General features: G+C 64.9%; 19 protein-coding genes and 1 pseudogene. 12 read left to right on the top strand and 8 right to left on the bottom strand.

All coding sequences use genetic code 11. The features are described from left to right. Positions 1 to 130 precede the first annotated feature (130 nt). Positions 131 to 2,005 carry a beta-ketoacyl synthase gene (locus tag HA399_RS15120; RefSeq protein ID WP_279837392.1) on the bottom strand — a complete coding sequence of 625 codons (1,875 nt, stop codon included), beginning with the start codon at positions 2,003 to 2,005 and terminating at the stop codon, positions 131 to 133. 478 nt (positions 2,006 to 2,483) lie between these two features. Between HA399_RS15120 and HA399_RS15115 the strand changes: the two genes are divergently transcribed. After that, positions 2,484 to 3,173 (top strand): tRNA (guanosine(46)-N(7))-methyltransferase TrmB, encoded by a 690-nt coding sequence (locus HA399_RS15115; RefSeq protein ID WP_054557238.1) that lies wholly within the window; start codon positions 2,484 to 2,486, stop codon positions 3,171 to 3,173. Positions 3,174 to 3,179: 6 nt separating this feature from the next. Here HA399_RS15115 and HA399_RS15110 read toward each other — a convergent pair whose 3' ends face one another. Next, positions 3,180 to 4,106 carry a LysR family transcriptional regulator gene (locus HA399_RS15110; protein WP_404325416.1) on the bottom strand — a complete coding sequence of 309 codons (927 nt, stop codon included), beginning with the start codon at positions 4,104 to 4,106 and terminating at the stop codon, positions 3,180 to 3,182. Positions 4,107 to 4,247: 141 nt separating this feature from the next. On the opposite strand from HA399_RS15110, the gene HA399_RS15105 reads away from it, so the two are divergent. From HA399_RS15105 to dacB, 3 genes are all read left to right on the top strand, one after another. Continuing rightward, positions 4,248 to 4,697, top strand: a complete 450-nt coding sequence (locus HA399_RS15105; RefSeq protein WP_043334606.1) for a PACE efflux transporter — start codon at positions 4,248 to 4,250, stop codon at positions 4,695 to 4,697. A gap of 4 nt (positions 4,698 to 4,701) precedes the next feature. Then, positions 4,702 to 5,031 carry a multidrug efflux SMR transporter gene (locus HA399_RS15100; RefSeq protein WP_043334608.1) on the top strand — a complete coding sequence of 110 codons (330 nt, stop codon included), beginning with the start codon at positions 4,702 to 4,704 and terminating at the stop codon, positions 5,029 to 5,031. A 67-nt stretch (positions 5,032 to 5,098) separates the two neighbouring features. After that, positions 5,099 to 6,649 carry a D-alanyl-D-alanine carboxypeptidase/D-alanyl-D-alanine-endopeptidase gene (gene dacB, locus HA399_RS15095; protein WP_234368091.1) on the top strand — a complete coding sequence of 517 codons (1,551 nt, stop codon included), beginning with the start codon at positions 5,099 to 5,101 and terminating at the stop codon, positions 6,647 to 6,649. 305 nt (positions 6,650 to 6,954) lie between these two features. Here dacB and HA399_RS15090 read toward each other — a convergent pair whose 3' ends face one another. Continuing rightward, on the bottom strand, positions 6,955 to 7,932 hold the full coding sequence (locus HA399_RS15090) for an MDR family oxidoreductase (RefSeq protein WP_404325415.1): 978 nt from the start codon (positions 7,930 to 7,932) through the stop codon (positions 6,955 to 6,957). Positions 7,933 to 8,129: 197 nt separating this feature from the next. Continuing rightward, the gene (nhaB, locus tag HA399_RS15085; RefSeq protein ID WP_043334613.1) at positions 8,130 to 9,662 is read right to left on the bottom strand and encodes a sodium/proton antiporter NhaB; all 1,533 of its coding nucleotides are present in this window, start codon (positions 9,660 to 9,662) and stop codon (positions 8,130 to 8,132) included. 287 nt (positions 9,663 to 9,949) lie between these two features. Here nhaB and HA399_RS15080 point away from each other — a divergent pair, with 287 nt between their 5' ends. The 4 genes from HA399_RS15080 (at position 9,950) to HA399_RS15065 (ending at position 15,386) form a co-directional block, all read left to right on the top strand. Continuing rightward, the gene (locus HA399_RS15080) at positions 9,950 to 10,321 is read left to right on the top strand and encodes a diacylglycerol kinase (protein ID WP_043334615.1); all 372 of its coding nucleotides are present in this window, start codon (positions 9,950 to 9,952) and stop codon (positions 10,319 to 10,321) included. Positions 10,322 to 10,423: 102 nt separating this feature from the next. Beyond that, entirely contained in the window at positions 10,424 to 13,513 is a 3,090-nt protein-coding gene (glnE, locus tag HA399_RS15075) for a bifunctional [glutamate--ammonia ligase]-adenylyl-L-tyrosine phosphorylase/[glutamate--ammonia-ligase] adenylyltransferase (protein ID WP_404325414.1), read from the top strand. A 79-nt stretch (positions 13,514 to 13,592) separates the two neighbouring features. Continuing rightward, a complete protein-coding gene (locus HA399_RS15070; protein WP_404325413.1) occupies positions 13,593 to 14,360 on the top strand; it encodes a hypothetical protein in 768 nt (255 codons plus the stop codon). Positions 14,361 to 14,501: 141 nt separating this feature from the next. Next, positions 14,502 to 15,386: an ion transporter gene (locus HA399_RS15065; protein ID WP_213113630.1), complete on the top strand. Its 885-nt coding sequence runs from the start codon at positions 14,502 to 14,504 to the stop codon at positions 15,384 to 15,386. A 121-nt stretch (positions 15,387 to 15,507) separates the two neighbouring features. Here HA399_RS15065 and speD read toward each other — a convergent pair whose 3' ends face one another. From speD to HA399_RS15045, 4 genes are all read right to left on the bottom strand, one after another. Then, positions 15,508 to 16,302 (bottom strand): adenosylmethionine decarboxylase, encoded by a 795-nt coding sequence (gene speD / locus HA399_RS15060; RefSeq protein WP_043334620.1) that lies wholly within the window; start codon positions 16,300 to 16,302, stop codon positions 15,508 to 15,510. A 313-nt stretch (positions 16,303 to 16,615) separates the two neighbouring features. Then, positions 16,616 to 17,041: an OsmC family protein gene (locus HA399_RS15055; RefSeq protein ID WP_054557233.1), complete on the bottom strand. Its 426-nt coding sequence runs from the start codon at positions 17,039 to 17,041 to the stop codon at positions 16,616 to 16,618. 178 nt (positions 17,042 to 17,219) lie between these two features. After that, a complete protein-coding gene (locus tag HA399_RS15050; RefSeq protein ID WP_404325412.1) occupies positions 17,220 to 18,080 on the bottom strand; it encodes an NDP-sugar synthase in 861 nt (286 codons plus the stop codon). Beyond that, entirely contained in the window at positions 18,080 to 19,330 is a 1,251-nt protein-coding gene (locus tag HA399_RS15045) for an aminoglycoside phosphotransferase family protein (protein WP_404325411.1), read from the bottom strand. Before HA399_RS15045 ends, HA399_RS15050 begins: the two co-directional genes overlap by 1 nt. 381 nt (positions 19,331 to 19,711) lie before the next feature. On the opposite strand from HA399_RS15045, the gene HA399_RS15040 reads away from it, so the two are divergent. The 4 genes and pseudogenes from HA399_RS15040 to rsmA all read left to right on the top strand — a co-directional run. Continuing rightward, positions 19,712 to 22,096, top strand: coding sequence for an LPS-assembly protein LptD (locus tag HA399_RS15040; RefSeq protein WP_404326995.1), 2,385 nt, complete (start codon positions 19,712 to 19,714; stop codon positions 22,094 to 22,096). 82 nt (positions 22,097 to 22,178) lie between these two features. Continuing rightward, positions 22,179 to 23,462: a peptidylprolyl isomerase gene (locus HA399_RS15035; RefSeq protein WP_404325410.1), complete on the top strand. Its 1,284-nt coding sequence runs from the start codon at positions 22,179 to 22,181 to the stop codon at positions 23,460 to 23,462. 27 nt (positions 23,463 to 23,489) lie between these two features. Then, the gene (gene pdxA / locus HA399_RS15030) at positions 23,490 to 24,506 is read left to right on the top strand and encodes a 4-hydroxythreonine-4-phosphate dehydrogenase PdxA (RefSeq protein ID WP_404325409.1); all 1,017 of its coding nucleotides are present in this window, start codon (positions 23,490 to 23,492) and stop codon (positions 24,504 to 24,506) included. Positions 24,507 to 24,700: 194 nt separating this feature from the next. After that, positions 24,701 to 25,489, top strand: a pseudogene (rsmA, locus tag HA399_RS15025) (16S rRNA (adenine(1518)-N(6)/adenine(1519)-N(6))-dimethyltransferase RsmA); the annotation flags it as partial. Between the last annotated feature and the right edge of the window lie 88 nt (positions 25,490 to 25,577).

The following is a 25,577-nucleotide window of genomic DNA, read 5'->3' as shown; positions in this document are numbered from 1 at the left end:
GCCGGGGCGCAGTGGCTGTCGCGCCGCCGGCTCCCCCGGTACGCCGAGTGTAGAACCCCTCGCGCGGCTTGCCAGTCGCGGGAGGGGATTCGTCAGCGAGTGCGCAACCCGGGAGGGCAGCCAGCCTGGCTTACAGCGAACCGAAGGGGTTGTCGACCTTGAGCGAGACGGGCTTCGCATAGCCGGGGATGCGGATCTCGCGATCCGTGATCTCCAGCTCCGGACCTTCGAGCACGCCTTCACCGAAGCGATAGGTCGGCGTGAATTCGCCGCGCTGTGCCTTGTCCAGATAGTCGGCGCGACGCTGCTCGCAGAGACCGCTGCGCTCACGCCAGGCGGCCAGTGCCTCCTCGCCATGTCGCGCCGCCAGCAACTTCAGCGTGACGTCTGCCGACAGCACCACGCCACTGGCGTTGTTGCCACCGAAGCCCTTGGCATTGATGAAGGCGACGTCCGCGGTGAACTCGCGCGCCTCGCGGCGGATGTCGAGGTGGCTGTGATGCACGTCATCGGCGATGGCATCCAGCGTCGGGATACCCGGCAGGATGCCGGTCGCCATGCTGCCGAGCGCCGACACCGCCTGATCGCCCGCGGCACTGCCCTGGCTGTGGCCGACGAAGGATTTTACCGCCACCACAGGCCAGGCCTGGATGTCGTTGGCGCGAGCCACTTCATTGAGCACGTGGGACTCGGTGGTGCGGTTCTTCGGCGTGGAGGTGGCATGGGCGTGCACGAAGCTGCGCTGGCGCACGCCTTCATCGCCGACGATATCGCGCGCCAGCGCCACCGCCTTGCTCAGGGTGATGTAGTTGCCGACGCCGGGCGCCGAGATGGAGCGCTTCCAGCCGTCGGCATTGACGAACACGTCCGGCACGCTGCCGATGATGCGAGCGCCGGTGTCCAGCGCCAGATCATCCGCCATCAGGATCACGAACTGGGTCGCTTCCGCGATGGTGAAGCCACAGTTGCGCGCGAACGGGCGACAGGCCTTCTGGTAATCGCTGTCGGTGAGCACTTCCAGCGCGTCGAGGGCCTTGAGGCTCTCGTCATCGGCCAGGGCGCCCATGCTGCGGAAGCCCTCGATGACTTCCGGCGTGATCGGCGCATCGGCGGTGCCGACCATCACCACACGGCGACGGCCGCTGCGGATGTCATTCAGGCCCAGCTTCAGGTTGTAGAGGAAGCTGGCACAGGCGCCCATCGCCGCACCGGCGCCGCCGACATTGCCCAGCACATAGGCATTGAGGAAGTCGGCGGGCATCTGGGCATAGCCCAGCGGCATCTGCTTGGAGGTGGCGCGCTCGCCGGCCACGAAGGACTTCATCAGTCCGCCCCAGCCTTCGGCGTCCATCTGGCCGATGGAATTGCCGGCGTAGACGGCAATATCGTCCGGATCGAGGCTATCGCGCAGCGCATCCCAGTCCAGGCCGCTGTCGCCGAGGCAATCGCTGGCACCGAAGATGGTCATCGACAGGCCGCGCGGGTGATGCACGCTGCGATAGAGCTGCTCCGGCGCGAAGCCACTGGGCAGCTGACCTGCGGCGCGCACCAGCGCCTGACGATGATCGGGCAGCAGGACATCGAATTCGCCGGCCGGTACCGTGACTTCGACATGACGGTTGTCCAGCTCGCGGATCTGCCAGTCAGCGGGCGGCTGTTCCGGCAGCTGGCGGCTGCGCAGCGTGAAGGTCAAGTCCTGGCCCAGCGTCAGCTTTGACTGACGGTTGGCAGGAATGCCGGTCGCGTTGAAGCGCTCGTCTTCAATGCGACGAATCAGGGTGTGGGACAGCACCTGGTCTGCCAGACGCTCCGCAAGCGCCTGAGCCTCGGCGGGCTGGCCTTCGGCATCGAACCACTGGCCCTGATCATCGCAGCGGGCGAGGTTCATGAGCGACGCGAGACCCAGCAGGGTCTCTTGACGGTCTGTCTCCGGCAGGGAGTCGAGCACCGTGCGTCGGAACGCCTGATGGCCCGAAGTTCTGCCGGCGGCATTGACGCCGCCCATGCCGACGATCACCGGTAAGTGTGACAAGCCGCTTTCCTCGTAAAAATACTGTGAGTCGTTGGTCTGGGCGATACCTCTGCGGATATTCGTCCAAATGATGGGCGGATGATAACACCCCCTCAATACAGGCGTCATGCACCCCCGCCTCTACGCGGGCGCGCCAGCGAGCGCTTGCTGCGAACACTGTGCGATATCTCTGCGCTCAGTGCGAGTCCCACTGGCCTGTTTTTGTACTCGTCATGGCGCGGGATGATTGCGATTAAACGTTTGTTTGATTTTCGAATCGCAAGCTGCCATTCTGTCGTGGCTGTTTGAGTTGGAGTAGGCGCGTGCCGCGAGGCAGGCGCCTTTTTTTGTGCCCAGGCCTTCCTGCGCCGCCGGCCCCGGATGGGCTGTACGCCATATGGCGCAGCCCGATGCAGGCGCATCTGCTAGACTCCGCGCGTGATTTTCCTGCCCGTTGCTATCGGAACTGCTGATGTACGCCAACTCCCGCCAGATCGACTCTCCCCAGACCGGCCCCCACGAGGATATCGAGCGTCGCGTGCGCCGTGCGATGGCGCATCCGCTGCGCAAGCCCGTGGCGGAGCATACCCGCGAAGCGTTCCTGCAAGCGCAACAGTGGTTGTCGGCTCAGGCGAAGCCCCTGTGGCTGGACAGCGGCTGCGGCGTCGGGCGATCGACCCGTCAGCTGGCACTGGCGCATCCGGACCATGCCGTCATCGGCGTGGACCGCAGCGAAGACCGCCTCAGCCGCAAGCATGGCGAGCTGCCGGACAACGCCTTGCTGGTGCGCGCGGACCTCGTCGACTTCTGGCGCCTGGCGCTTGCCGCGGGCTGGGCACCTGCGCATCACACCCTGCTGTACCCCAATCCTTATCCCAAGGCGCGCCATCTCAAGATGCGCTGGCAGGGCCATCCGGTATTTCCGATCATCATGGCGCTGGGCGGTCAGCTGGAGCTGCGCACCAACTGGGAGATCTACGCCCGGGAATTCGCCCAGGCCATCGGGCATGCCACCGGTGTCGAGGTGACGGCGCACGCCTTCGAGCCGCAGGGCGATTATCTGACGCACTTCGAGCGCAAGTATCACGAGTCTGGCCAGGCGCTGTGGCGACTCGAATGCCAGCTTGAACACACGCCCGAGCGCTACCCGCTGCAGGTCTGACGCGAATCACGCCGGTGGCAGGTTCTGGTTGGCGATAGCGGCGTGGCTGTTGTGGAAGGTGTCGCGCAGGGACTGGCGCAGCCAGCTGGCCGCGGGGCCGCGAGGGCTGTCGCGGCGCGAGATCAGTTCGATATCGATGTCGGCGGTGGCGCCCAGTGCGCTCAAGTCCAGAATCTTCAGGCGCTGCTGGAAGGGCGGGTAGTGGGCGATATGGCGCGGAACCTGCGCCCAGCCCAGTCCGCGTGTCGTCAGCTCTGCCATCGCATAGAAGCTGTTGAGCTGCCAGAAGCGCTGTGAGCGAGGCCCCTCGTGGCCGGGTTCCAGCTGCTGGCGTTGGCCGATCATCAGCTGGCGGTGATCGGCCAGATCACTGTGGGTCGGGCTCTCGAGCTGCGCCAGTGGGTGATCGCGTGCCACGATCAGCACCTGCTCCAGCCGTCCCAGCGCCTCGCGCTCCAGCACCATGACACCCAGCGGCTGATAGAACAGGATGCCGAGATTGGCCTGGTGCTGCTCCACCCAGCGGGCCACCTCATCCTGCGCGCCATTGAGCAGATTCAGCGTCAGCGTCGGGTATTGCACCGCCATCTTTTCCAGCACTGCCATCACCGGCGGCATTTCTACCAGCGCCTCATCGATCGCCAGCGTCAGGCTGGCTTCCAGCCCCTGGCTGAGGGTGCGGGCGCGTGCCTCCAGGCGCTGGCATTGCATCAGCACGCTGTTGGCTTCATGCAGCATGGCCTCGCCCGCGGGTGTCAGCACCGGCGTACGAGGGCGGCGATCGAACAGCTCGCAGCCCAGGTCCAGCTCCAGATTGGCGATGGCGGTGCTGACCGCGGATTGCGCGCGACCCAGACGCCGCGCCGCCGCCGAGAACGAGCCCGTCTCCGCCACGCAGCGCAATGTCTGCAGTTGCTCCAGTGTCCAGTTCATTGCCTCGCCTCGCGCCTTGATCCATCTGAATAATAGATGGATACCAACTTTAAACCATCTTGTATCTCTCTAGAATGCCTCCTCCATCCGCGTCGTTCAGCCTATCCGGCATCACACGCGGTGATCGAGAGGAGGTATGACATGCGTTCCAAGAAAGAACGTCTGGCCCAGGCAGGATTGCTGGAATTGGGCGGCATCCTGCTCGTGGCGCCGCTGTCGGCACTGGTCACGGGGCATGACCTGGCGAGCATGGGCAGCCTGGCGGTGGTGATGTCCACACTGGCGGTGATCTGGAGTACGGTCTGGAATTGGATGTTCGATCGCTGGGTGCCGACCCGCCAGCGCAGCGCGAGCCAGCGCATCGCTCAGGCACTCGGCTTCGAGCTCGGCCTGGTACTGGTGACCGTCTTCATCGTGGCCGCCTGGCTCGACCTGGGGCTGTGGCAGGCATTGCTGCTGGATCTGGGCTTCGTTGCCTTCTTCCTGGTCTGGGCCATGATCTTCAATCCGCTGTTCGATGCCGTGATGAGTCGTCTGCTGGCGCGCAAGGCCGCGCGTGAGCAGCAGCTGGCCCCCCACAATACGAGGTGATTCGATGAGTTATGTCTTCCTGGCAGTGGCCATATTGGCGGAGGTCATCGCGACCAGCGCGCTCAAGGCCTCCGAGTCCTTTTCGCGACTCGGCCCCAGCGTGATCGTGGTGGTGGGCTACGGCATCGCCTTCTATTTTCTGACGCTGGTACTGCGTGATCTGCCGCTGGGCGTGACCTATGCGGTGTGGTCCGGGCTCGGCATCGTGCTGGTCACCGTGTTCGGTGCGGTGGTCTATCGCGAGATGCCGGACCTGCCGGCCATCCTGGGGCTGGCGATGATCGTGGGCGGTGTCGCCGTCCTGCATCTGTTTTCCAGCGCCAGTCCTCATTAAGCTAGGGGCATCACGGCGCCTCCCGGCTGTGACATGGATGCTCACCGACGACGTCACTGGATGCCTCATGCCCCTATTTCGCACTGCACCGACCTCTGCGCGCCCCTCCCGACTGTCTCCCCTGTTGCCCTTGCTGAAGGCGGCGCGCCCCGTAGCAGCGGGCAAGTCGCTGCGTTTCACGCGCTCGCTGCGCCGACTGGCCATGGCGGCCGGAGCGACGCTTGTCGTGGCGGGCCCGGCGCAGGCGGCGGGCTTTGACAACCTGACGCGACTGACTGACAAGGGCTTCATCGTCAGTGCCCAGGCGCGCATGCTCGATACCGGCGAGACGCTGGCTTCGGTCAATCCCGACCAGCAACTGACGCCGGCTTCGCTGTCCAAGCTCTATATCGCCGGTGCGGCGCTGGACCGTTTCGGCCCGCAGTACCGTTTCTCCACGCGTCTGCGCAGCACGGGCACGATCAGCGGCGGCGTCTTGACCGGTGACCTGGTGCTCGAGGGCAGCGGCGACCCGGCGCTGACCAGTGAAGAACTGTGGCGTCTGACCGAGGAGCTGCGCTTTCGGGGCATCCGCCGCGTCGAAGGGCGCCTGCTGATCAGTCAGTGGCGTTTCGGACCGGTGCCCTGTATCAGTACCGATCGCTGCAATGCCTCGCGGCGTTCCAGCAATGCCTATGATGCGCTGCTGTCGTCCGCGGCCAGCAACTATGCCAGCTGGTGCGTGAAGGTGATGCCGGGGGCGGGCAGTCAGGCGCCGGCGCGACTGGCCAGCTGCGACACCACCCAGCCCACCGAGATCTTCGACAACCAGGTCACCACGGTCGGCGCGGGGGGCAAGAGCGCCATCAATGCCCGCCGCACCACCAGCAACGGTCGCGATACGCTGGTCGTCACCGGCACCATCGCCGCCGACAGCCAGCCGCGCAGCATCTACCGCGCCGTCTCCAATCCTGCGCTGTACACCGGTGAGCTGATGCGCGACATCCTGGCGCGCGCCGGGATCACGGTGACCGGCGGGGTGGACATCACCTCGACGGCGCCGCCCTCCAGCGCCGCGCAGCTCGGTAGCGTCGAAGGCAAGCCGATGCAGGAGTTGCTGACGCGCATGCTCAACTACTCCAACAACTTCATGGCGGACCAGCTGACGCTGGCGCTGGTCGGCGGCAGTCAGGCCACCTTGCGCCAGGGCGGCGCCAAGCTCGAGACCTTCGCCAGCGCGATTCCCGGTCACGGCCCGCTGACGATGTATTCCGGCAGCGGCCTGACCTCCCAGAACCGCACCAGCGTCAGTGGGCTGGTGGCGTTGCTCGACAGCATGTATCACCGCCCGGCGCTGTTCCCCACCTTCGTGGCGGGCCTGCAGGCACCGGTCAATGGTCCGATGCGCTTCATCCGCCGTGGCAGCGAGACCTTCCGCAATCACGTGATGGTCAAGACGGGCACGCTCAACAACCCGGTGCCGGTGCGCGCCATCTCGGGATACTTCCGCACGCAAAGTGGCCGCTGGGGCGCCTTCGCGGTGATGGTCAACGGCCGGGCGGCGGTGCCTTATCTGTCCTGGCCGCAGGTGCTGGATCCGGTCGCCGAGGACCTGACCGCGATGATCGAGCGCAACTGAGCTCCTGATCGCGAGCGCATGAACACGAAAGCCCCGCCAATCGGCGGGGCTTTCGTGTTCATGGCCTGAGTGACAGACACAAAAAACCCCGCCCGAAGGCGGGGTGGTCCTCCACACGCCCGGCATGGCTGAGGGGAGGGCACTCGGGACGCTCGACAGGGCGCAACGAGATAACAAGAGCATAGCGTTGTGTGACGGCGTTGGCTAACGCCAAAATCGCTATTGCACCGCAACAATCAAGGACTTGAAGCGTTTTTGGCGCTGCGAGGGCAAATTTTCCGTCGCGGGTCGTGCGTCGAGTGTCTTCAGCGCGTCGGATCGAGCAGCACACGACCGCTGACGCGTCCGTCGATCATCGCCTCGGCGCGTTCGGCGAGGCCTTCCAGGCCGACCGTCTCGAGCTGCATCTGGGCGTGCATCTCGTCCGGCAGGTCGGCCAGACGCTGCCAGACCTTTTGACGGCGTTCGGCGTTGATCATGACGCTATCGACGCCCAGCAACGAGACACCGCGCAGGATGAACGGCATAACGCTGGTGGGCAGGTCGGCGCCCGCCGCGAGGCCCACGGCCGCCACCTTGCCATCGTAATTCATCTGCGCCAGCAGATTGGCCAGTACCTGGCCACCGGCGGTATCCACGGCGCCTGCCCAGCGGCTCTTTTCCAGCGGACGGCCCTTGTCCTCGAAATCACTGCGCAGATGGACTTCACTCGCGCCCAGTGACTCGAGCCATTCGCGCTGCTCGGCCTTGCCGCTGACCGCGTGAACCTCGAAGCCTTGCCCGGCCAGCATCTGCACGGCCCAGCTGCCGACCCCACCGGTGGCGCCGGTGACGACCACCGGGCCCTGTTCGGGTGTCAGGCCGGCCTCCTCGAGACGCATCACGCACAGCATGGCGGTCAGGCCGGCGGTGCCGAAGGCCATGGCCTGCTCGGCGCTCAGATTGGCGGGGCGCTTGACCAGCCACTCGGGCTTGACGCTCATGCGCTCGGCCAGGCCGCCCCAATGGCGCTCGCCCACGCCCCAGCCGGTCAGGAGGACCTCATCGCCCGGCTGATAGTCCGGCGAGTCGGAGGCTTCGACGCGTCCCGCGAAATCGATGCCCGGCACGAAGGGCAGCTCGCGAACGATCTTGCCACGGCCGGTGATGGCCAACGCGTCCTTGTAGTTGAGTCCGGAACGCTCGATGGCCACCGTGACAGGCAGGTCAGGTAGCTGATCATCGGAAAGGTCGACGACTCGGGCGCGAGGTGTCTCTTCGTGCAGCATCAGTGCGCGGGACATGGCTGTCTCCTTGTGGATGGCGCGGGTGTTGGCGGTCTTCCTGCTTGAAGGTGTCACGGCGTCTGATCGAGACGCGTCATCTCACAGTGCCTGCAAGCGACGCTGTGGGGAAGCCTCGCGATATCGACATTGGGATGAGACTGACGCAACCGGGGCCAGCCGGAGGTGCGGCTGGCCCCGGTAACAGGAGGTGCTGGCTAGATGAAGCTGCGCACGGTGGCCAGCCCGACCAGCGTCATCAGCACCGTGTAGGGCAGCGCCATCCACACCATGCGCCCGTAGGAGAGCCTGACCAGTGGCGCGATGGCGGAAGTGAGCAGAAAGAGGAACGCCGCCTGGCCATTGGGAGTCGCAACGCTGGGCAGGTTGGTGCCGGTGTTCACCGCGACCGCCAGCGCATGGAAGTGCTCGCGGCTGATATTGCCGGCCACGAACTCGTTCTTGACCTGGGTGATGTACACCGTGGCCACGAAGACATTGTCCGAGATGGCCGAGAGCAGGCCGTTGGCCAGAAACAGCGCGCCGGCCTGTTCCTCGATGGGCAGACTCAGTACCCACTGGATGAACGGCTGGAACAGATGCTGCTCGTGGATGACCGCGACGATGGTGAAGAACACCACCAGCAGCGAGGTGAAGGGCAGCGATTCCTGGAAGGCGCGGCCGATCTGATGCTCATCGGTGATGCCATTGCCGGCGGTCAGCAGGATGATCACCGCCAGCCCGATCAGCCCGACTTCTGCCATGTGCAGTGCCAGCGCCAGGACCAGCAGCACGGCCACCACGGCCTGCACGATCAGCGCGGCGCGTTCCCGCGGCGTGCGCCGTGAATCCTGGTGATGGTCATAATCCTCGAGAATGCGTCGTACGCTGGCGGGAAGGCGCTGGCCGTAGCCGAACCAGCGGCCACGCTCCAGCAGCACGCACAGGGCGAGGCCGGCGAAGAAGGTCGGCACGGTGACCGGCGCCATGGCGAGGAAGAAGTCGATGAAGTCCCATTCGGCGGCCTTGGCGATCACCAGATTCTGCGGCTCGCCGATCATGGTGCTGACGCCTCCCAGCGCGGTTCCCACCGCGCCATGCATCAGCAGCGAGCGCAGAAAGCCGCGGAAATCCTCGAGGTCTTCACTGTGCACGGCCTCGACGCTGACATCGTTGGCATGGTCATGCTGGGTATCGAAATGCTTGCCCGAGGCCACCTTGTGATAGACGGAGTAGAAGCCCACCGCGATGCCGATGATCACCGCCGTCACCGTCAAGGCGTCGAGGAAGGCGGACAGCAGGGCGCTGGAGAGACAGAACATCAGCGACAGCCAGGTCTTGGAGCGCACGCCGAGGATGATCTTGGTGAAGGCATACAGCAGCAGCGGCTTCATGAAGTAGATGCCGGCCACCATGAACATCAGCAGCAGGATCACCGGCAGGTTGCGCTCCATCTCCTGCATGATGGCCTCCGGCGAGGCCATGCCGATGACGACGGCCTCCAGCGCCAGCAGACCGCCCGGCTGGAGGGGATAGCACTTGAGCGCCATCGCCAGCGTGAAGATGAATTCCCCCAGCAGCAGCCAGCCGACGATCACGCCACCTTGCGGACCGCTGAACCACAGCAGCAGCGGATTGGTGATCAGAAACAGGCACATCAACTGCTTGTACCAGCGTGGCGACTGGCCGAGGAAGTTGCGCGCCAGTCCGCGGCTGAGCGTCTGGCGTGTGTCGTGTGATAGCGAAGGCATGGGCAGTTCCCGGCGTTGATTTGTTGTTGTTGGAGGACGGGATCGGCAATGCCGCTTCAGCGCGTGCTTTGCTATCATCGCCGCCGTCATCGAGCGCCTGGCGGTATTAGAGCACGCCCGTCGATGAGGTCTCGGGTAGCCTTTGGTCGTGAAAATCGCGCAGGCAGCGCTGCGCTGTCGCTGGCCGGTGTGCTGCGAGCTCTCCCGAGGCGTGTTGCTGGCAGACGTCGTCCGATTGAAAGATCGGCCTTTGCAGCCTCCGTGCTGCTTCTGTACGAGACCCGAAGATGAAATCACGGCATACCGGCTTGACCCACCTCAAGCATTCCGCGCGTTACTCGCTCAAGGGCCTCAAGGCCGCCTGGAGCAACGAAGAGGCCTTCCGCCAGGAGATCGTGCTGTGCGCCTTGCTGCTGCCGTTTGCCTGGTGGATCGGCGACTCGCATGTCGAGTGGCTGCTGCTGGTCGGCTCCACGCTGATCGTGCTGATGGTCGAACTGCTCAACTCGGCGGTGGAATCCGCGATTGACCGCATCGGCCCGGAATTCCATGAACTGTCCGGGCGCGCCAAGGACATGGGCTCGGCGGCGGTGATGATCAGCCTGATCTTCGCCGGGCTGACCTGGGGCACCTTGCTCTACGACAAGCTGTTCGGCTGAGCGTCTTCGCCCCGGTCTCATCGATGTAAGGGGCAGCGGACAGGGCCGTGTCATGTGCCTGCGGCCTCCGTTATGCTGAGGGCTGGATCGAAGGAGACGACCATGCCCCAGCCATCCCCCGCGCAGTCCCGCCCATTGTTACCCGCTGATTTCCTTGCGCCGTCATCGCTGCTGGCCGAGCAGTCGGCTGACAGCCGTGCCACGCTCGAGAGCGCCTTGTGCGCCGCCCGGGAGCGCCTCGAAGAGAGCCTGACCCAGGCTGAAAACCTCAGCGAGATGCGTGGCGATGACAGCTCTCCGCTTGCGGCCTTTCTGGCCCTCGATGAGCGTCAGCGCAGCCAGCTGGGACGTCTTATCACGCTGTCCGACTTCGCGCTGGAGACGCTGTGCCGCCGCCCTGAACTGCTGTCCGAGCTGCTCGAGAGCGGCGAGCTGGAGCGCGCCTTGCCGGTTGCGCAGCTCACTGAGCGCCTCGCCGCCGGCCTCGCCAGTGCCGATGATGAGAAGGCGATGCAGCAGGTGCTGCGGCGTTTCCGCCAGCTGCGCATGCTGGGCATCGTGTGGCGCGACCTCAACGGCGCCGACATGTGGCAGACCGCGGCGGCAGTCTCGCACCTCGCCGAAGTCACTCTCGAGGGCGCGCTTGGCTGGCTGGAAGCCTCGCTTGAGCCGCGTTACGGCCGCCCCGCGCCGGACCGCTTCGGCGAGCCGCAGCGGCTGGTGGTGCTCGGTATGGGCAAGCTGGGCGCCGGCGAGCTCAACCTCTCCTCCGATATCGACCTGATCTTCGCCTTCCCCGACAAGGGCGAGACATCGGGCGGTCGCAAGTCATTGGATCATCAAGAATATTTCACGCGTCTCGGCCAGAAGCTGATTGCCGCGCTGGACGCGATGACCGCCGATGGCTTCGTGTTTCGCGTCGACATGCGGCTGCGTCCGCTGGGGGACGGCGGGCCACTGGTCGGCAGTTTCTCGATGCTGGCCAGCTACTATCAGGATCAGGGGCGCGAATGGGAGCGTTACGCGATGCTCAAGGCGCGCCCGGTGGCGGGCAGCGTGGCTGCCGGCGAGCGACTGATCGCGCACCTGCGGCCCTTCGTCTATCGCAAGTATCTGGATTTCGGTGCCATCGAGTCGCTGCGCGAGATGAAGGCGATGATCAATCGCGAGGTCAAGCGGCGCGGGCTGTCCGACAACATCAAGCTCGGCTCCGGCGGCATTCGCGAGGTGGAGTTCGTCGCCCAGGCCTTCCAGCTGATTCGGGGCGGGCGTGAGTCGGAATTGCAGGTCACCTCGCTCAAGCAGGCCTTTGCGCGCCTGCCAGCCCTGGGATTGCTGCCGCAGGCGGTGGTAGATGAGCTGGTGCCGGACTACGTCTTCCTGCGCGATCTTGAACACGCTCTGCAGGCCCAGGCCGACCGCCAGACCCAGACATTGCCGCTGGACCCGCTGGGCCGCGAGCGCCTCGCGCTGGCCATGAAGCTGCCCGACTGGGAGGCGCTCACCGCGCGCCTGGAAGAGGTGCGTACGCGCATCCGCCATCATTTCGACAACGTGATCGCCGCGCCGGAAGACGACGAGGCCGAGCAGGGCGAAGGCCAGCAGGCGCTGGATGAGTGGCGAGCACTGTGGCGCAGCGAGCTGACGGCGGAGGAGGGCGAGGCACTGCTCGCCGAGAGTGGCTTCGAGAGTGCAGCCGAGAGTTTCCGGCGCCTCGACAGCCTGCGGCGGTCACGTGCGGTGCAGGGCATGCAGCGCATCGGCTTTGATCGTCTCGATGCACTGATGCCGCCATTGCTGCAGGCGCTGGGCTCGGCGGCGGGCGACCCCGAGAAGCCCGGCGAGCACGATGCCAGCCGAGTGCTGGAGCGCGTCTTGCCGCTGATCGAGGCGGTATTGCGGCGGACGGCCTATCTGGCGCTGCTGCGCGAGAATCCGGATGCGCTGGCGCAGTTGATGCGCCTGTGTGCGGCCAGCCCGTGGATCGCCGAGCAGCTGGCGCGCTATCCGGTGCTGCTCGACGAGCTGCTGCACCCGCACAATCTGTACTCACCCGCCGACAAGACGCGCCTCGCCGATGAGCTGCGCACCGCGCTGTCGCGCATTCCCGAAGATGATGAAGAGGCGCTGCTCGAGGCCTTGCGGGTGTTCCGTCATGCCCAGGTGCTGCACGTGGCGGCCTCCGATATCGCCGGTGCCCGCCCGCTGATGAAGGTCAGCGACTATCTGACCTTCATCGCCGAGGTGGTGCTGGAACAGGTGCTGGCGATGGCGTGGAAGACCCTGACCCGCAAGCATGGCTTCCCCATCGGGCGCGATGGCCAGCCGATCACCGGCGACAGCCTGAGTGGCAGCTTCGTGATCGTCGGCTACGGCAAGCTGGGTGGCATCGAGCTGGGCTATGGCTCGGACCTGGATCTCGTCTTCCTGCATGATGCGGCCAGCAAGGGCCAGACGGATGGCCCGCGGCCGCTGGACAACCCGCTGTTCTTCACGCGTCTGGGGCAGCGCATCATCCACCTGCTGACGGCGGTGACGCCGGCCGGTGCGCTCTACGAGGTCGACATGCGCCTGCGCCCGTCGGGCAATTCGGGGCTGCTGGTCTCGAGTCTGGCGGCCTTCCGGGACTATCAGCTCACGCAAGCCTGGACCTGGGAGCATCAGGCGCTGGTGCGCGCGCGGGCCGTGGCGGGAGACCCGGCGCTGGCGCTGGCCTTCGAGGAGGTGCGCCGTGAGGTGCTCGGTCAGCAGCGGGACGAGAAGGCGCTGCGCCAGGAGGTGATCGCCATGCGCCACAAGATGCGTGATCACCTGGGCAGCAGCGCCAAGGACCGCGAGGCCGGCCAGTTCCATCTCAAGCAGGACGCCGGCGGCATCGTCGACATCGAGTTTCTCGCCCAGTACTGCGTGCTGGCGCTGAGTCATCAGGTGCCTGCTCTGCTCGAGTGGAGCGACAACATGCGACTGCTGGAAACCCTCGAGTCCTGCGGACGGCTGCCGGGCGAGCAGGCCGGTGAGCTGCGCGAGGCCTATCTGGCCTATCGCGATGTCAGTCATCGCCTGGCGCTGGAGAAGCACGGCAGCCTGATGCGGCTGGAGCAGCACCCGGTGATTGCCGCCCACCGTGAGCGGGTCATCACCCTCTGGCAGTCACTGCTGGGCGAGGATCAGGTCAGTCACGAGGGAGTTTAACGCCAAATCAATGCTCGCAATCCCCTGTCGCTGTCCCCAAGAAAGGGTGCACCAGACAACGTTGACAGGGGAGGTCAGCATGATGGAGTGGATTGCGAATCACTCGAAAACCATCTCGGCGATTGCCAGTATCGGCTCGTTCTTCATCTGGCTGGTCTACGCGCAGCTGCTGTATCACAACTTCCGTCGCCAGCGTCGCCCGCGAGTGCTGATCAATCGCGGCAAGTCCAAGGGTATCGACAGTCTGTGCATCGTCAGCAACATGAGTGCCGAATCGATCTTCATCGAGCACATCATCGCCCGTCTGGATACCAGTCATGGCAGCCTGCTGATGGATGTCACCGAGTTCGAACGCAGCTATCAGGAAGGGGACGAGCAGCGCAAGGATGCGCAGGACGGTGAGAGCGAACAGGCCGCGCAGGAGGCATCCAGCAGCAGTGAATGGCGTATCTCCGATACCACGCGTCAGGGGCCGCTGGGCTCGGGCGACTTCCTGCATATCGGGACTTTCTCTGAAGTCATCGAGCGCATGGCGCGTCGCAATGGCATCTCGCTCGACGGTCACTGGCCCAGCAATGAGCAGCTGGAATTCCAGCGCCTGACACTGCGCATCATCGGCATCTACGGCAGTGAGGACCATCCGATCGGCGTCGAGCGTGCCTTCCGCCTGCACGATGCCAATGGAGAATGTGCGCTGGTACCGGAGCGCTGGGATTCCAATCGCCTGTCATCACGCAGGCAGCGTCACAAGTTGCGCAAGCTTTTGAATCGCATCAGTGGGGAGGACATCAGCGAGCAGTCCACCTTCCAGCCCCCGAGTGACGAGGAGTCGCGCAACAAGGCTTGATGAGCGCGGGTGTATGAGGCCAGAAATCCATGAACCACCGGACAGATGAGTGCCCGGGCGCACGCCAGCGGTGGCTGCACACTGTCAGGGCGACGAGGATGGGGTAGGCTTTCCAGAGCCCCATTCACGGAGAGTCTTCGGATGCAGGAACGCGTCACGCCCTTTCAGCTGTTCATCCTGGTGCTGTCGATCTATGTGATCGGCGCCATGGTGGTGGACCTCGTCTTTGTGTTGTCACCGCAGGTCCAGCGGTTGCTGGAATACATGGACTACGTGGTCTGCCTGTTCTTCTTCATCGATTTCTGCAAGCGCTTCGCCAGTGCCAAGAGCAAGCGTGAGTACATGAAGTGGGGCTGGATCGACCTGCTGGCCTGTATCCCGGCGGGGCTCTTCCAGGGCGCGAGGCTGTTTCGCGTGGTGCAGGTGCTGCGGGTGTTGCGCGCCATCAAGTCGATGGAAATGATCTGGAAGCTGCTGTTCCGCAACCGGGCCGAGGGGGTCTTCGCCTCGGCGGCCACCGCTACGGTGCTGCTGGTGGTGTTCGGCGCCCTGACCATGCTGATGGTGGAGACACCCAATCCCGACAGCCCCATCAATACCGCCGAGGAGGCGCTGTGGTGGGCGGTGGTGACGGTGACCACCGTCGGTTATGGCGACTACTATCCCATCACGACGCTCGGTCGCGTGGTGGCGGTGCTGCTGATGGTCGGGGGCGTGGGGCTGTTCGGGAGTTTCGCCGCCTATATCAGCTCGATCTTCATCGAGGATGACAGCGAGCAGGAGGCCCGGGCGGCGCGTGCCCAGCGCGACATGACGCGGGCGCTCTATCATCAGATCAGCGAGCTGACGACGGAAGTGCGCGAGCTGCGTGAACGGCTGGATCAGGTCGCGCAGGAGCGGGGCGAGTCGCTGGCTGAGCGCGAACGCCACCGCGAGGCGCTGCATCGTCAGGTGAATGAGGAGATGGAACAGCGCCTGGGGGATGCCGCTCCGCCAGACAAGGAGGGCCCCGTCGGCGATCGCTGAGCCGGCAGGCAACAAAAAGCCCCTGATACCGTGAGGTATCAGGGGCTTTTTTCGAACTGTCATCAGGCCTCAGGCAAGCAGACACAGGCGCTGCGACTGCCGTGCATGACGCAGGCGATGATCAGTCGAAGTTGCGCGAGTAGAAGATCTCGAGCATTTCACGACGCAGACGGCCTTCGATGTTGGTGGCTTCCTCGAAGGTCAGCTCGCGACGCGAGGTGCCGAAGAGGTAGTTGTCCAGCTCGAAGTCCTTGAGCAGCATCTTGGTGTGGAACATGTTCTCTTGATACACGTTCACATCGACCATCTGGTAGGCACGCTTGGTGTCTTCCGCCAGGTAATCCTGGATGGAAGTGATGTCGTGATCTATGAACAGCTTCTTGCCATCCACGTCGCGCGTGAAGCCACGCACGCGGTAGTCCATGGTCACGATATCGGAATCGAAGCTGTGGATCAGATAGTTCAGCGCCTTCAGCGGGCTGATCATGCCACAGGTCGAGACATCGATATCGAGACGGAAGGTGCTGATGCCGTTGTCCGGGTGGGACTCGGGATAGGTGTGCACCGTGACGTGAGACTTGTCCAGATGGCCGACGACCGTTTCCGGCAGCGGGCCCGGGCCCGGCGCGGTCTGGGACACGTCCTGCTCTTCCAGCTCGTGCTCGGCGATCAGGATGGTCACGCTGGCACCATGCGGCTCATAGTCCTGGCGTGCGATGTTCAGCACGTGGGCACCGATGATGTTGGTGACATCCTTGAGGATCTGGGTAAGACGCTCGGCATTGTAGAGCTCATCGATATAATCGATATACGCCGTGCGCTGCTCTTCGGTCTGCGCGTAGCAGATGTCGTAGATATTGAAGCTCAACGAACTGGTGAGGTTGTTGAACCCGTGAAGGCGGAGTTGATCGCTCACGTCCAGGCCTCCTTGAAATGGGAGGGTGGTATGACATCCGATGCGCCATTGCAATGGGGCAGAGGCAGGCATCGGGCCGAAGAGGACATCTCGAAAGGCCCGTCCCGGGCGCTGGCAGCATGACTCACAGGGAGCATTGCGTACCATCTTTGCCACGAGACGACCGGTGAGACGACCGGTTTGAGGGGCGTATTATGCACAGGCAGGGCTGACACGCCAGCGACAATTCCCGCCGATCCTGGCGAGACGTCGTCAGTAGTGCGCTCCCTCCCGCCGTCGGCGGGGCCTTGAGCGGCGGGAGGGCGAGGCGTGATCAGGCCGCGATGTCGATGACTTCGTAGGAGTGAGTGATCTCGACACCCCCGGCGCTCAGCATCAGGGAGGCGCTGCAGTACTTCTCGGCGGACAGCTCGACGGCACGCTTGACCTGGGATTCCTTGAGGTTGCGACCGGTGACCACGAACTTGACGTGAATCTTCGTGAACACGCTCGGCACGCTATCGGCGCGCTCGGCGCTCAGTTCGGCGTGACAGTCGGTGACCTGCTGGCGGGCCTTTTCCAGAATCTGGATGACATCGAAGCTGGTGCAGCCGCCCAGACCCATCAACAGCATTTCCATCGGACGCGGACCGGTGTTGCGACCGCCGTTGTCCGGATTGCCGTCCATGACCACGCTGTGGCCGCTGCCGGATTCGGCGAGGAACTGGCGACCATCGGTCCATTTGATGCTGGCGTTCATTGCCATGTCGGAACTTCTCCATCTGATAAGTCGTTGATGCGCCACCGGTCCGGAGCTAGTGGCTATAAAGGCCAGGGGCGATAGGAATAAGGGCGCGGTGAGCACGATGGCGCACAGGGTAGCATTGTCATCGGCGTGCCCGGAGGAACGTCCAGCGCTGAGCTTATATCGCGCTGGCTCAGGCCCTGGCGTGGCTCAGCAGCTCATCCAGCTCGGCCAGACGCTGTGGGGTGCCGACATCGATCCAGGCGCCGCGATGATGCAGGCCGCGCACCTCGCCATGCTGCATGGCGTCACGCAGCAGCGGCGCCAGCTTGAAGACGCTGTCAGGGCCCTGGTAGGCAGGCGTCTCGGCGATGGCGCGGCGGATCAGGCGTGGTGACAGCCACGACACGCCGGAGAAGGTCAGGCGGGTGCCGGCCTGCTCTTCCTGCTCATCTTTCTCGTCCTTCTCGCCCTGTTCGTCACTCGCGGCGCGGGCTTCATCCTTCACTATCCCCGTCGGGGTGAGCAGGAAGTCCCCGCGGGGATGATGTGGCGGGTTGTCCACCAGCACCAGACCCGCCAGCGCCTGCGGCTGGTCGGCGAGCGGAGCCAGTGAATGGCTCGCCAGCGCCTGGATGGTCAGCAGCGTGAGGTCGACGTCACACCAGACATCGCCATTGATCAGCAGGAAGGGCGTGTCATCGCCTGCGTCCTGCGTCAGCGCATCGGAGAGTGACAGGGCGCGAGCGATGCCGCCGCCGGTTTCCAGCGGCGTCTCCTCGCGCGAGAAGATCAGCGTCAGGCAGCGCTTGCGCCCCTGCCAGCAAGCCTCGAGCTGGCCCTTGGCATTCGGCTTCGCGGCGAAGTGGCTCAGAATCCTGTCGGCCAGGTGGCCGACATTGATGACGACCCTGTCCACATCGATCGCTTCCAGGCGCAGCAGATGGTGCTCCAGCAACGGCAGCCCGGCGACTTCCAGCAATGGCTTGGGGGTGTGGTCGGTCAGCGGGCGCATGCGCGTGCCAAAACCGGCCGCCAGAATCATCGCGCGCATCAGTGGCTCCCTGAATCGTTGTCGGCATTTGCTGCGCTTTCCTTGCTTTCCCCACTTGCCGCAGCGCTCTTCGCGGTGTCAGCGGCGGCTGCATTGCGCTGCAGGCGGGCAGCGCGATCGGCGAGGGCTGCCAGCTCATCGTAATCATCGAGGTTGATCTCGGGGCGCTCGCCATTGGCGAGACGCAGATCACGCGCCTCGCATTCCTCGGCCAGGCGCAGCGACAGCGCCGGCGTCAGCACCTCATCCAGCCAGTGGGTGAAGGAGATCAGTTCCGGGCAGAAGGCCAGACCTTCGCGCAGGTGGCCGAGGAAACGCGGCATCAGCGTCAGGTAACGGGGCTTGGCGTCCCGCAGCGTCAGGCGCGCGAAGATGCCGAGAATCTTGAGATTGCGCTGCACGCCCATGCGCTCGACGCTCTGGCGGTATTCCAGCGGGCTCGGTGCCGGCAGGCCGGCCGCGGCGTAGCGTGGCAAGGCGGCCAGACGCGCCTGCTCGATCCAGCGCGCCATGGCGGGTTCCGGCCAGCGCCAGTGACGGTCGCGCAGCAGCGAGATCAGATCGTAGTTCTCGGGGCCGCTGACGGCGTCCTGAAAATCGATGATCCACAGTCGGGGCTGGTGCTGGGATGCCGACTGATGCAGGAACAGGTTCTGGGCATGGAAGTCGCGATGCACGCTCACCACCGGCTGCGCGCTGGCGGCCGCGAGCAATTGCCCCGTCAGCTTGCCCCAGGCGGCGTAGCGACGGTCATGTGGCATGTCGAGCAGCTGGCCGAGACACCACTCAGGAAACAGCTCCAGTTCGGCGGACAGGCGGGTGTCGTCATAGGCAGGTAGGTTGCCGGGCGGCAGCTGATGCAGCTGCTCGAGCAGCCCGATGGCTTCGCCATAGTAGTGGTCGGCGTGCTCGGTGCTGGTCAGGGCGGTCATCAGCGGGGTATCGCCGAGGTCTTCCAGCTCCAGAAAGCCGAGTGTCTCGTCGAAGGCGAAGACCTCGGGCAGCGGCAGGCCGGCGTCGCGCCATTGGCGGGCGATGGCCACGAAGCCGTGGCTGTCTTCCTTCTCGGGCGGGGCGTCCATCAGGATGCGCGCCGGCGTGGTCGGGTCGAGTTCCTCGAGGTGCAGGCGGAAATAGCGGCGGAAGCTGGCGTCGTCAGCCACGGCGCTCATGCGCACGGCCTCTGGCGTGAGGTCGTGGCGGGCGGCGGCCCAGGCGTGCAGCGCCTGGCGGCGGGCGTCGGATGTCATGGGGCTTGGGCTCCTGTCGGCGTGTGCGGGGCCGGCTGTCAGTTGACGCCTGTGCCGCGGCCCCGCATGCTGTCGTGTGGTGACGAGAAGGCAGGCGGAACCGGCAAGCAGGAAGGCCGGTTGCTGGGCCTGTATAATACCGATTCCCCCAGCCAAGGACACAGAGCAGCCATGGCCCAGCGCAGCCATTCATCCCATCCGGGCAAGCCGACGACCGCTCCCGGGCGACGTCAGCGTCGCTTCGCGACTCCCTCTCTGTCTGCTCATTCCCGGCAGGCACCGATAGCCCGATTGGGCGATGACCGCCCGGTCTGGCAGCTCAAGCCACTGGTTTTCCGTCTGTTGTGGACCCTGGCGCCACTGGCCGCCGGCGCCCCTCTGATGGCACAGGCCGCTCCGCCCGAGCCCCTGTCAGCCAGTCAGCTCGACTGGCAGCCCTATGATGAGGTGCCTCAGGGCAAGCTGTGCTCCGGGCGCTATGTCACGCCGGCCTACCGTATCGAGGCGGGCGACACGCCGGAACAGGTCACGACCTCGGCCGACAAGGCCAACTACGGCAACGATGGCGTCGCCACCCTGATGGGGGAGGTGGTGCTGCGCCGCGGCGATTCCCAGCTGGAATCGCCCGAGGTCAGCGTCAACGAGGCGCGTGACACCGCCACCGCCAAGGGGCCTGTCACCTATCGCCAGCCCGGGGTCCTGCTGCGCGGCGACGACGCGCGGGTCTCGCTCAACAGCGATGCGGCCAGCGTCGACAACGGCCACTACGTCTTTCACGAGCAGCATGTGCGCGGCGACGCGGTGCAGCTGGCGCGTCTCGAGGATGGTCGCTACCGCCTGAAGGATGCCAGCTTCACCTCCTGTGAGCCGGGCAACAGCCTGTGGCGTCTGGTCGGCAGCGACATCACCATCGATCAGGACTCCGGTTGGGGAACGGCCAAGCATGCGCGCATGGAAATGGGCGGCGTGCCGGTCTTCTACTGGCCCTACGTGCGTTTCCCGGTCGATGACCGTCGCCACACGGGCCTGCTGTGGCCGCAGTTCAGCTACACCAGCTCCAGCGGCTTCGATTACGCCCAGCCGATCTACCTGAATCTGGCCCCCAATTACGATGCCACCCTCACGCCGCGTTACATCTCCGAGCGTGGCGAGATGCTGGAAGGCGAATTCCGCTATCTATTGCCGCGTGGCGATGAAGGCAGCATCGAGGGTGCCTGGCTCGCCGATGACGATGGCGGCAGCGATCCCGACGATGACGAGGAAGACCTGATCGGTGAGGACCGCTGGTACATCAACTACCAGCATGCTGGCCGCTATGATGCCCGTACCGACTACCAGTTGAAGTACGGCGCCGCCTCCGATGGCAATTATTTCGACGACTTCGGGCGCAACTTCGGGGAAACGGAAACCGATAGCCTTGAGCGTCTGGCGCAGCTCGATTACCACGGCGATGCCTGGGACCTGCAGTTCAAGGCGCAGGGCTACCAGCGCATGGACTACCCGCTGGATAACGATGACAAGCCGTTCTACCGTCTGCCGAGTCTGACCGCGGATGGTCGCTGGAGTCAGTCCAACGGCTTCTACGAAGAGTGGAATTCCAACGCGACCTACTTCTGGCGTGATGTCGATGAGACGGATACCGACATCGACGAAGACCAGGCCGCCAATGGTTCGCGCCTGCGTCTGGCGCCGGCGCTGGGCTGGCGCAGCGATCAGAGCTGGAGCTTCATCGAGCCGCGCGCGCAGCTGGTCAGCCTGTCATACAGCCTGGACTACGGTGATCGCGAGACCGACCGCAGCACCAGCCCGTCCGCCACCATCCCGGTGCTGTCGCTGGACAGCGGCCTGATCTTCGATCGCGAGACCGAATGGTTCGGCGACGGCTATACCCAGACACTGGAGCCGCGCCTCTATTACGCCTACGTGCCGGAGGTCGACCAGTCCGATCTGCCCGACTTCGACACCTCGGAAGACGCCTTCAGCTGGAATCAGCTGTGGTCGCCGTACCGCTTCAGCGGGGGTGACCGCGTCGGCGATACCAACAAGGTCTCCTACGGCGTGTCGTCACGCTTCATCAGCGATGAAAGCGGCCGTGAACGCCTCAAGCTGGGTGTCGGCCAGTCGAGCTATCTGTCGGACCGCAACATCGACATGGACGGTGATCCGGACAAGACCTCACGCTCCGATTTCGACAGCTACTCCGACTACTATCGTGCGACGCGTGACCGCTCGCCGGTGGTCTTCCAGGCCGATGTGGTGCTCAACGACCAGTGGACCGCCTCCCAGGCCGTGTTCCAGGATTTCGATCGTGGCGTGACCGAAAGTGCCCAGACCTCGCTGCGTTATCGTGCGGAACAAGGCACGGTACTGAACTTTGGCTTCAATCGTGAGATCGAAGGCTTCGTGCCTTACGACGATGAGGACGCGGATGACGTGCTGGGCTATACCCGCAACGAGTGGGATTTCTCCTTCGCGACGCCGATGAGCGAGAGCTGGTCGCTGCTGGGCCGCTACATGTATGACAGCACCAATTCCCGTTCACTGGAGAAGGTGTTGGGCGTGCAGTACAACGATTGCTGCTACGGCGTGCAGGTTACCTGGCGTGAATGGCAGGATGACAACGACACCGCCAACACCATCTCGGATGACGAAGAGAAGAATGGCATCTTCCTGACCTTTGAATTCAAGGGCTTGGGAGGCGTCGGCCAGAGTGCTGACAGCTACCTGGAACAGGCCGTACCGGGCTATCGCAACGCGGGCTTCTGAGTCGCCGCGCCAGGCCGTGAATGACGCCAAGGCGCCGCCGCAGGGCGGCGCCATCAACATTTTTACGCCGAGAGAACATGTGATGCGCAAGACCCTGATTGCCCCGCTGGGGCTGGCATTTGTGCTGGCGAGTCTGCCGGCCGGTGCCGCCGAGTTGCTCGACCGCGTGGTTGCCGTGGTCAACAAGGACGCCATCATGCAAAGCGACATGGAGCAGCGCGTCACCCAGGCGAGTCAGCAGTTGCAGAGCCGTGGCATCAACCTGCCGCCGCGCGACGTGCTGGAGCGTCAGGTTCTTGATCGTATGGTCAACGAGCAGATTCAGCTGCAGCTGGCGGAACAGGCCAACCTCAGCATCGACGATACCCAGCTCAACGCTACCTTGCGCGGCATCGCCAAGGACAACGGCATGAGCCTGGAAGCCTTCGCCGACAAGCTCGAGCAGGATGGCATGTCACTGGCCCAGGTGCGCGATCAGGTGCGTCGTGAGCTGCTGGTGCAGCAGATCCAGCAGCGCAGCGTCGCCAGCCGGGTGCGGATCTCCGATCGTGAGATAGACCGCTATCTCAATCAGCAGAATGTCGGCAGCGACGTCCAGTACCATCTGGCCCACCTGCTGGTGGCACTGCCCCAGGAGCCGACGCCGGACCAGGTCAAGGCCGCGCGCGCCAAGGCCGACAGCCTGCGTCAGCAGATCGAGCAGGGCACCGATTTCGCCCAGCTGGCTGCCGCCGAATCCGCCGGCAGTCAGGCACTGAGCGGCGGTGATCTCGGCTGGCGTTCCGGCGGTGAGCTGCCGACGGTGTTCGCCGAGGTCATCCCGAACATGCAGGCCGGTCAGGTCTCCGAGCCGCTGCGCAGTGCCAGCGGCTATCACCTCGTCAAGCTGATCGAGAAGCGTGGCGCGGGCAAGGCGTTGATCTCCCAGACGCGCGCTCGCCACATCCTGATCCAGCCCAACCCGAACCTCAGCGATCAGCAGGCGCTTGAGCGTGCCGAGTCCATTCGCCGCCGTCTGCTGGGAGGCGAGGACTTCGCCGCGCTGGCTCAGGAATTCAGCGACGACAAGGGCAGCTCTCTCAAGGGTGGTGAGCTGGGTTGGGTCAGCCCGGGCCAGACGGTCTCCTCCTTCGAGACGGCCATGAATGGCCTGGACGTGGGCGAGATCAGCCAGCCGGTCAAGAGCCGCTTCGGCTATCACATCATCGAAGTCGAGGAGCGTCGCCAGCAGGATGTGACCAACTCCAGCCAGCGTGACAAGGTGCGCAAGACCCTGTTCCAGCGCAAGCTCAATGATGAGCTCGAAGCCTGGCAGCAGCAGGTGCGGGCCGAGGCCTATGTCGACAACCGTCTCGATGAGCAGTAAGTCCGAGTGGAGCAGCGAGACACCGTCATGAATCGTCGCGAAGAGATTGCGCCCGACATCATCGCCCTGACCGCCGGCGAGCCGGCGGGCATCGGCCCGGAACTGCTGGTCATGCTCGCCGGTCAGGCGGAAGCGTTCCCCGCGCAGCTGGTCGCCGTGGCGGACCCCGCCTTGCTGGTCAGTCGTGCCCGCCTGCTGGGACTGCCGCTGGTGGTGCATGAGCTGGCGCCGGGTGACCCGCTGCCGCCGGCCCGCAATGGTGAGCTGGCCGTATGGCCGGTGCCGCTGGCAGTGCCCAGCGAGCCGGGCGTGATCGATGCGCGCAATGGCGATCATGTGCTGGCGATGCTGGATGTCGCCATCGCCGCCTGCCAGGCCGGTCATGCCAGTGCGATGGTGACGGCGCCGCTGTCCAAGGCCGCCGTGATCGAGGCCGGGCATGCGGGCTTCACCGGCCACACCGAATACCTGCGCGATGTCTGCGGGGTCGAGGAAGTGGTCATGATGCTGGCGTGCCCCGGGCTGCGGGTGGCGCTGGCCACCACGCATCTGCCGCTGCGCGAGGTGGCCGATGCCATCACGCCCGAGGGCCTGACGCGGGTGATGAAGATCCTCGCCAAGGACCTGACGCGCTACTTCGGCTGTGCCGCGCCGCGCATCGCGGTGTGCGGGCTTAATCCGCATGCCGGCGAGGGCGGGCACCTGGGGCATGAGGAGATCGAGGTGATCTCCCCGACGCTCGACGCCCTGCGCGCGACCGGCATGCAGCTGGATGGCCCGCTGCCGGCCGATACCCTGTTCACGCCGCGGCATCTGGAGGGCGTGGATGCGGTACTGGCGATGTACCACGACCAGGGCCTGCCGGTGCTCAAGTATGCCGGCTTCGGTGAAGCCGCCAACATCACGCTGGGCCTGCCGATCGTGCGTACCTCCGTGGATCACGGCACGGCGCTGGACCTTGCCGGCAGCGGGCGTGCCGACGTCGGCAGCCTGTTGCAGGCCGTGCGTGTCGCCATCGAGATGGCAGCCGCCGCGCGAGCCTGAGATAATCCCCGCATCACTCGGGCGTGACCGCATGGCGGCACGTCAGGCGTGCGCCACAGCGTGGCGTCTCGCTACCCCAGTCATTCGACCATCGAGGATGGTCTCGCCGCCCCGGTCTGCCTGTGTCCCTGCAGGCCATGGCGGCGTCTTGTTGTCGGGAATCCCGACGGATTCCCAGGAGGAAGGTCAGTCCCATGTCCCAACATTTCCCCGCGCATCGCGCTCGCAAGCGTTTCGGTCAGAACTTTCTGCAGGACCTTGGCGTCATCTCTCGCATCGTGAATGCCATTCGTCCCGCGGAAGGCGAGCGCCTGGTCGAGATCGGTCCGGGGCAGGGTGCCTTGACCGGCCCGCTGCTGGAAGCGGCAGGCAAGCTGGAAGTCATCGAGCTGGACCGTGACCTCATCCCGGGTCTGCGCGTGCAGTTCTTCAACTACCCGGACTTCGTGATCCACGAAGGCGATGCCCTGCGTTTCGACTTCCCGGAGCTGGTCGGTGATGGCCCGGCACTGCGCGTGGTCGGCAACCTGCCGTACAACATCTCCACTCCGCTGATCTTCCACCTGCTGGAAGCACGCGGCGCGATCTCCGACATGCACTTCATGCTGCAGAAGGAAGTCGTCGAGCGTCTGGCCGCCGAGCCGGGTGGCACCGACTGGGGCCGCCTGTCGGTGATGACCCAGTATTACTGCGCGGTGGAAAATCTGTTCCTGGTGCCGCCGAGCGCCTTCTTCCCGGCGCCGAAGGTGGATTCCGCCATCGTGCGTCTGGTGCCGCACCGTGAATTGCCGCATCCGGCCAAGGACGAGAAGCTGCTCGCCGTCATCGTGCGCGAAGCCTTCTCCCAGCGCCGTAAGACGCTGCGCAACAACTTCAAGGGCCGCATCGATGCCGACCAGCTGACCGCGCTGGGCATCGACCCCTCGCGTCGTCCGCAGACACTGACCGTCGCTGAGCTGGTGATGATCAGCAACCACCTCAGTGAGCAGGGCATGACGGTGGACAAGGCCGACAAGGCACCGAAGAAGCGTCCACGCAGCAATGTCGGCCACGGTGCGCCGGCAGCCGACA

Origin of the sequence: Cobetia sp. UIB-001, assembly GCF_044789135.1 — a bacterium.
GTDB lineage: Bacteria > Pseudomonadota > Gammaproteobacteria > Pseudomonadales > Halomonadaceae > Cobetia > Cobetia amphilecti.
This window is presented reverse-complemented; position numbering and strand designations above follow the sequence as displayed.

What these genes read in the sequence shown, in the direction of transcription:
- HA399_RS15120 (WP_279837392.1), bottom strand. Translation starts at nt 2,005, where the DNA reads ATGGGCGGCGTCAATGCCGCCGGCAGAACTTCGGGCCATCAGGCGTTC.
- HA399_RS15055 (WP_054557233.1), bottom strand. Translation starts at nt 17,041, where the DNA reads ATGAACGCCAGCATCAAATGGACCGATGGTCGCCAGTTCCTCGCCGAA.
- HA399_RS15115 (WP_054557238.1), top strand. Translation starts at nt 2,484, where the DNA reads ATGTACGCCAACTCCCGCCAGATCGACTCTCCCCAGACCGGCCCCCAC.
- HA399_RS15110 (WP_404325416.1), bottom strand. Translation starts at nt 4,106, where the DNA reads ATGAACTGGACACTGGAGCAACTGCAGACATTGCGCTGCGTGGCGGAG.
- dacB (WP_234368091.1), top strand. Translation starts at nt 5,099, where the DNA reads ATGCCCCTATTTCGCACTGCACCGACCTCTGCGCGCCCCTCCCGACTG.
- HA399_RS15105 (WP_043334606.1), top strand. Translation starts at nt 4,248, where the DNA reads ATGCGTTCCAAGAAAGAACGTCTGGCCCAGGCAGGATTGCTGGAATTG.
- HA399_RS15100 (WP_043334608.1), top strand. Translation starts at nt 4,702, where the DNA reads ATGAGTTATGTCTTCCTGGCAGTGGCCATATTGGCGGAGGTCATCGCG.
- HA399_RS15045 (WP_404325411.1), bottom strand. Translation starts at nt 19,330, where the DNA reads ATGACATCCGACGCCCGCCGCCAGGCGCTGCACGCCTGGGCCGCCGCC.
- HA399_RS15050 (WP_404325412.1), bottom strand. Translation starts at nt 18,080, where the DNA reads ATGCGCGCGATGATTCTGGCGGCCGGTTTTGGCACGCGCATGCGCCCG.
- glnE (WP_404325414.1), top strand. Translation starts at nt 10,424, where the DNA reads ATGCCCCAGCCATCCCCCGCGCAGTCCCGCCCATTGTTACCCGCTGAT.
- HA399_RS15090 (WP_404325415.1), bottom strand. Translation starts at nt 7,932, where the DNA reads ATGTCCCGCGCACTGATGCTGCACGAAGAGACACCTCGCGCCCGAGTC.
- HA399_RS15070 (WP_404325413.1), top strand. Translation starts at nt 13,593, where the DNA reads ATGATGGAGTGGATTGCGAATCACTCGAAAACCATCTCGGCGATTGCC.
- HA399_RS15040 (WP_404326995.1), top strand. Translation starts at nt 19,712, where the DNA reads ATGGCACAGGCCGCTCCGCCCGAGCCCCTGTCAGCCAGTCAGCTCGAC.
- pdxA (WP_404325409.1), top strand. Translation starts at nt 23,490, where the DNA reads ATGAATCGTCGCGAAGAGATTGCGCCCGACATCATCGCCCTGACCGCC.
- HA399_RS15080 (WP_043334615.1), top strand. Translation starts at nt 9,950, where the DNA reads ATGAAATCACGGCATACCGGCTTGACCCACCTCAAGCATTCCGCGCGT.
- HA399_RS15035 (WP_404325410.1), top strand. Translation starts at nt 22,179, where the DNA reads ATGCGCAAGACCCTGATTGCCCCGCTGGGGCTGGCATTTGTGCTGGCG.
- HA399_RS15065 (WP_213113630.1), top strand. Translation starts at nt 14,502, where the DNA reads ATGCAGGAACGCGTCACGCCCTTTCAGCTGTTCATCCTGGTGCTGTCG.
- nhaB (WP_043334613.1), bottom strand. Translation starts at nt 9,662, where the DNA reads ATGCCTTCGCTATCACACGACACACGCCAGACGCTCAGCCGCGGACTG.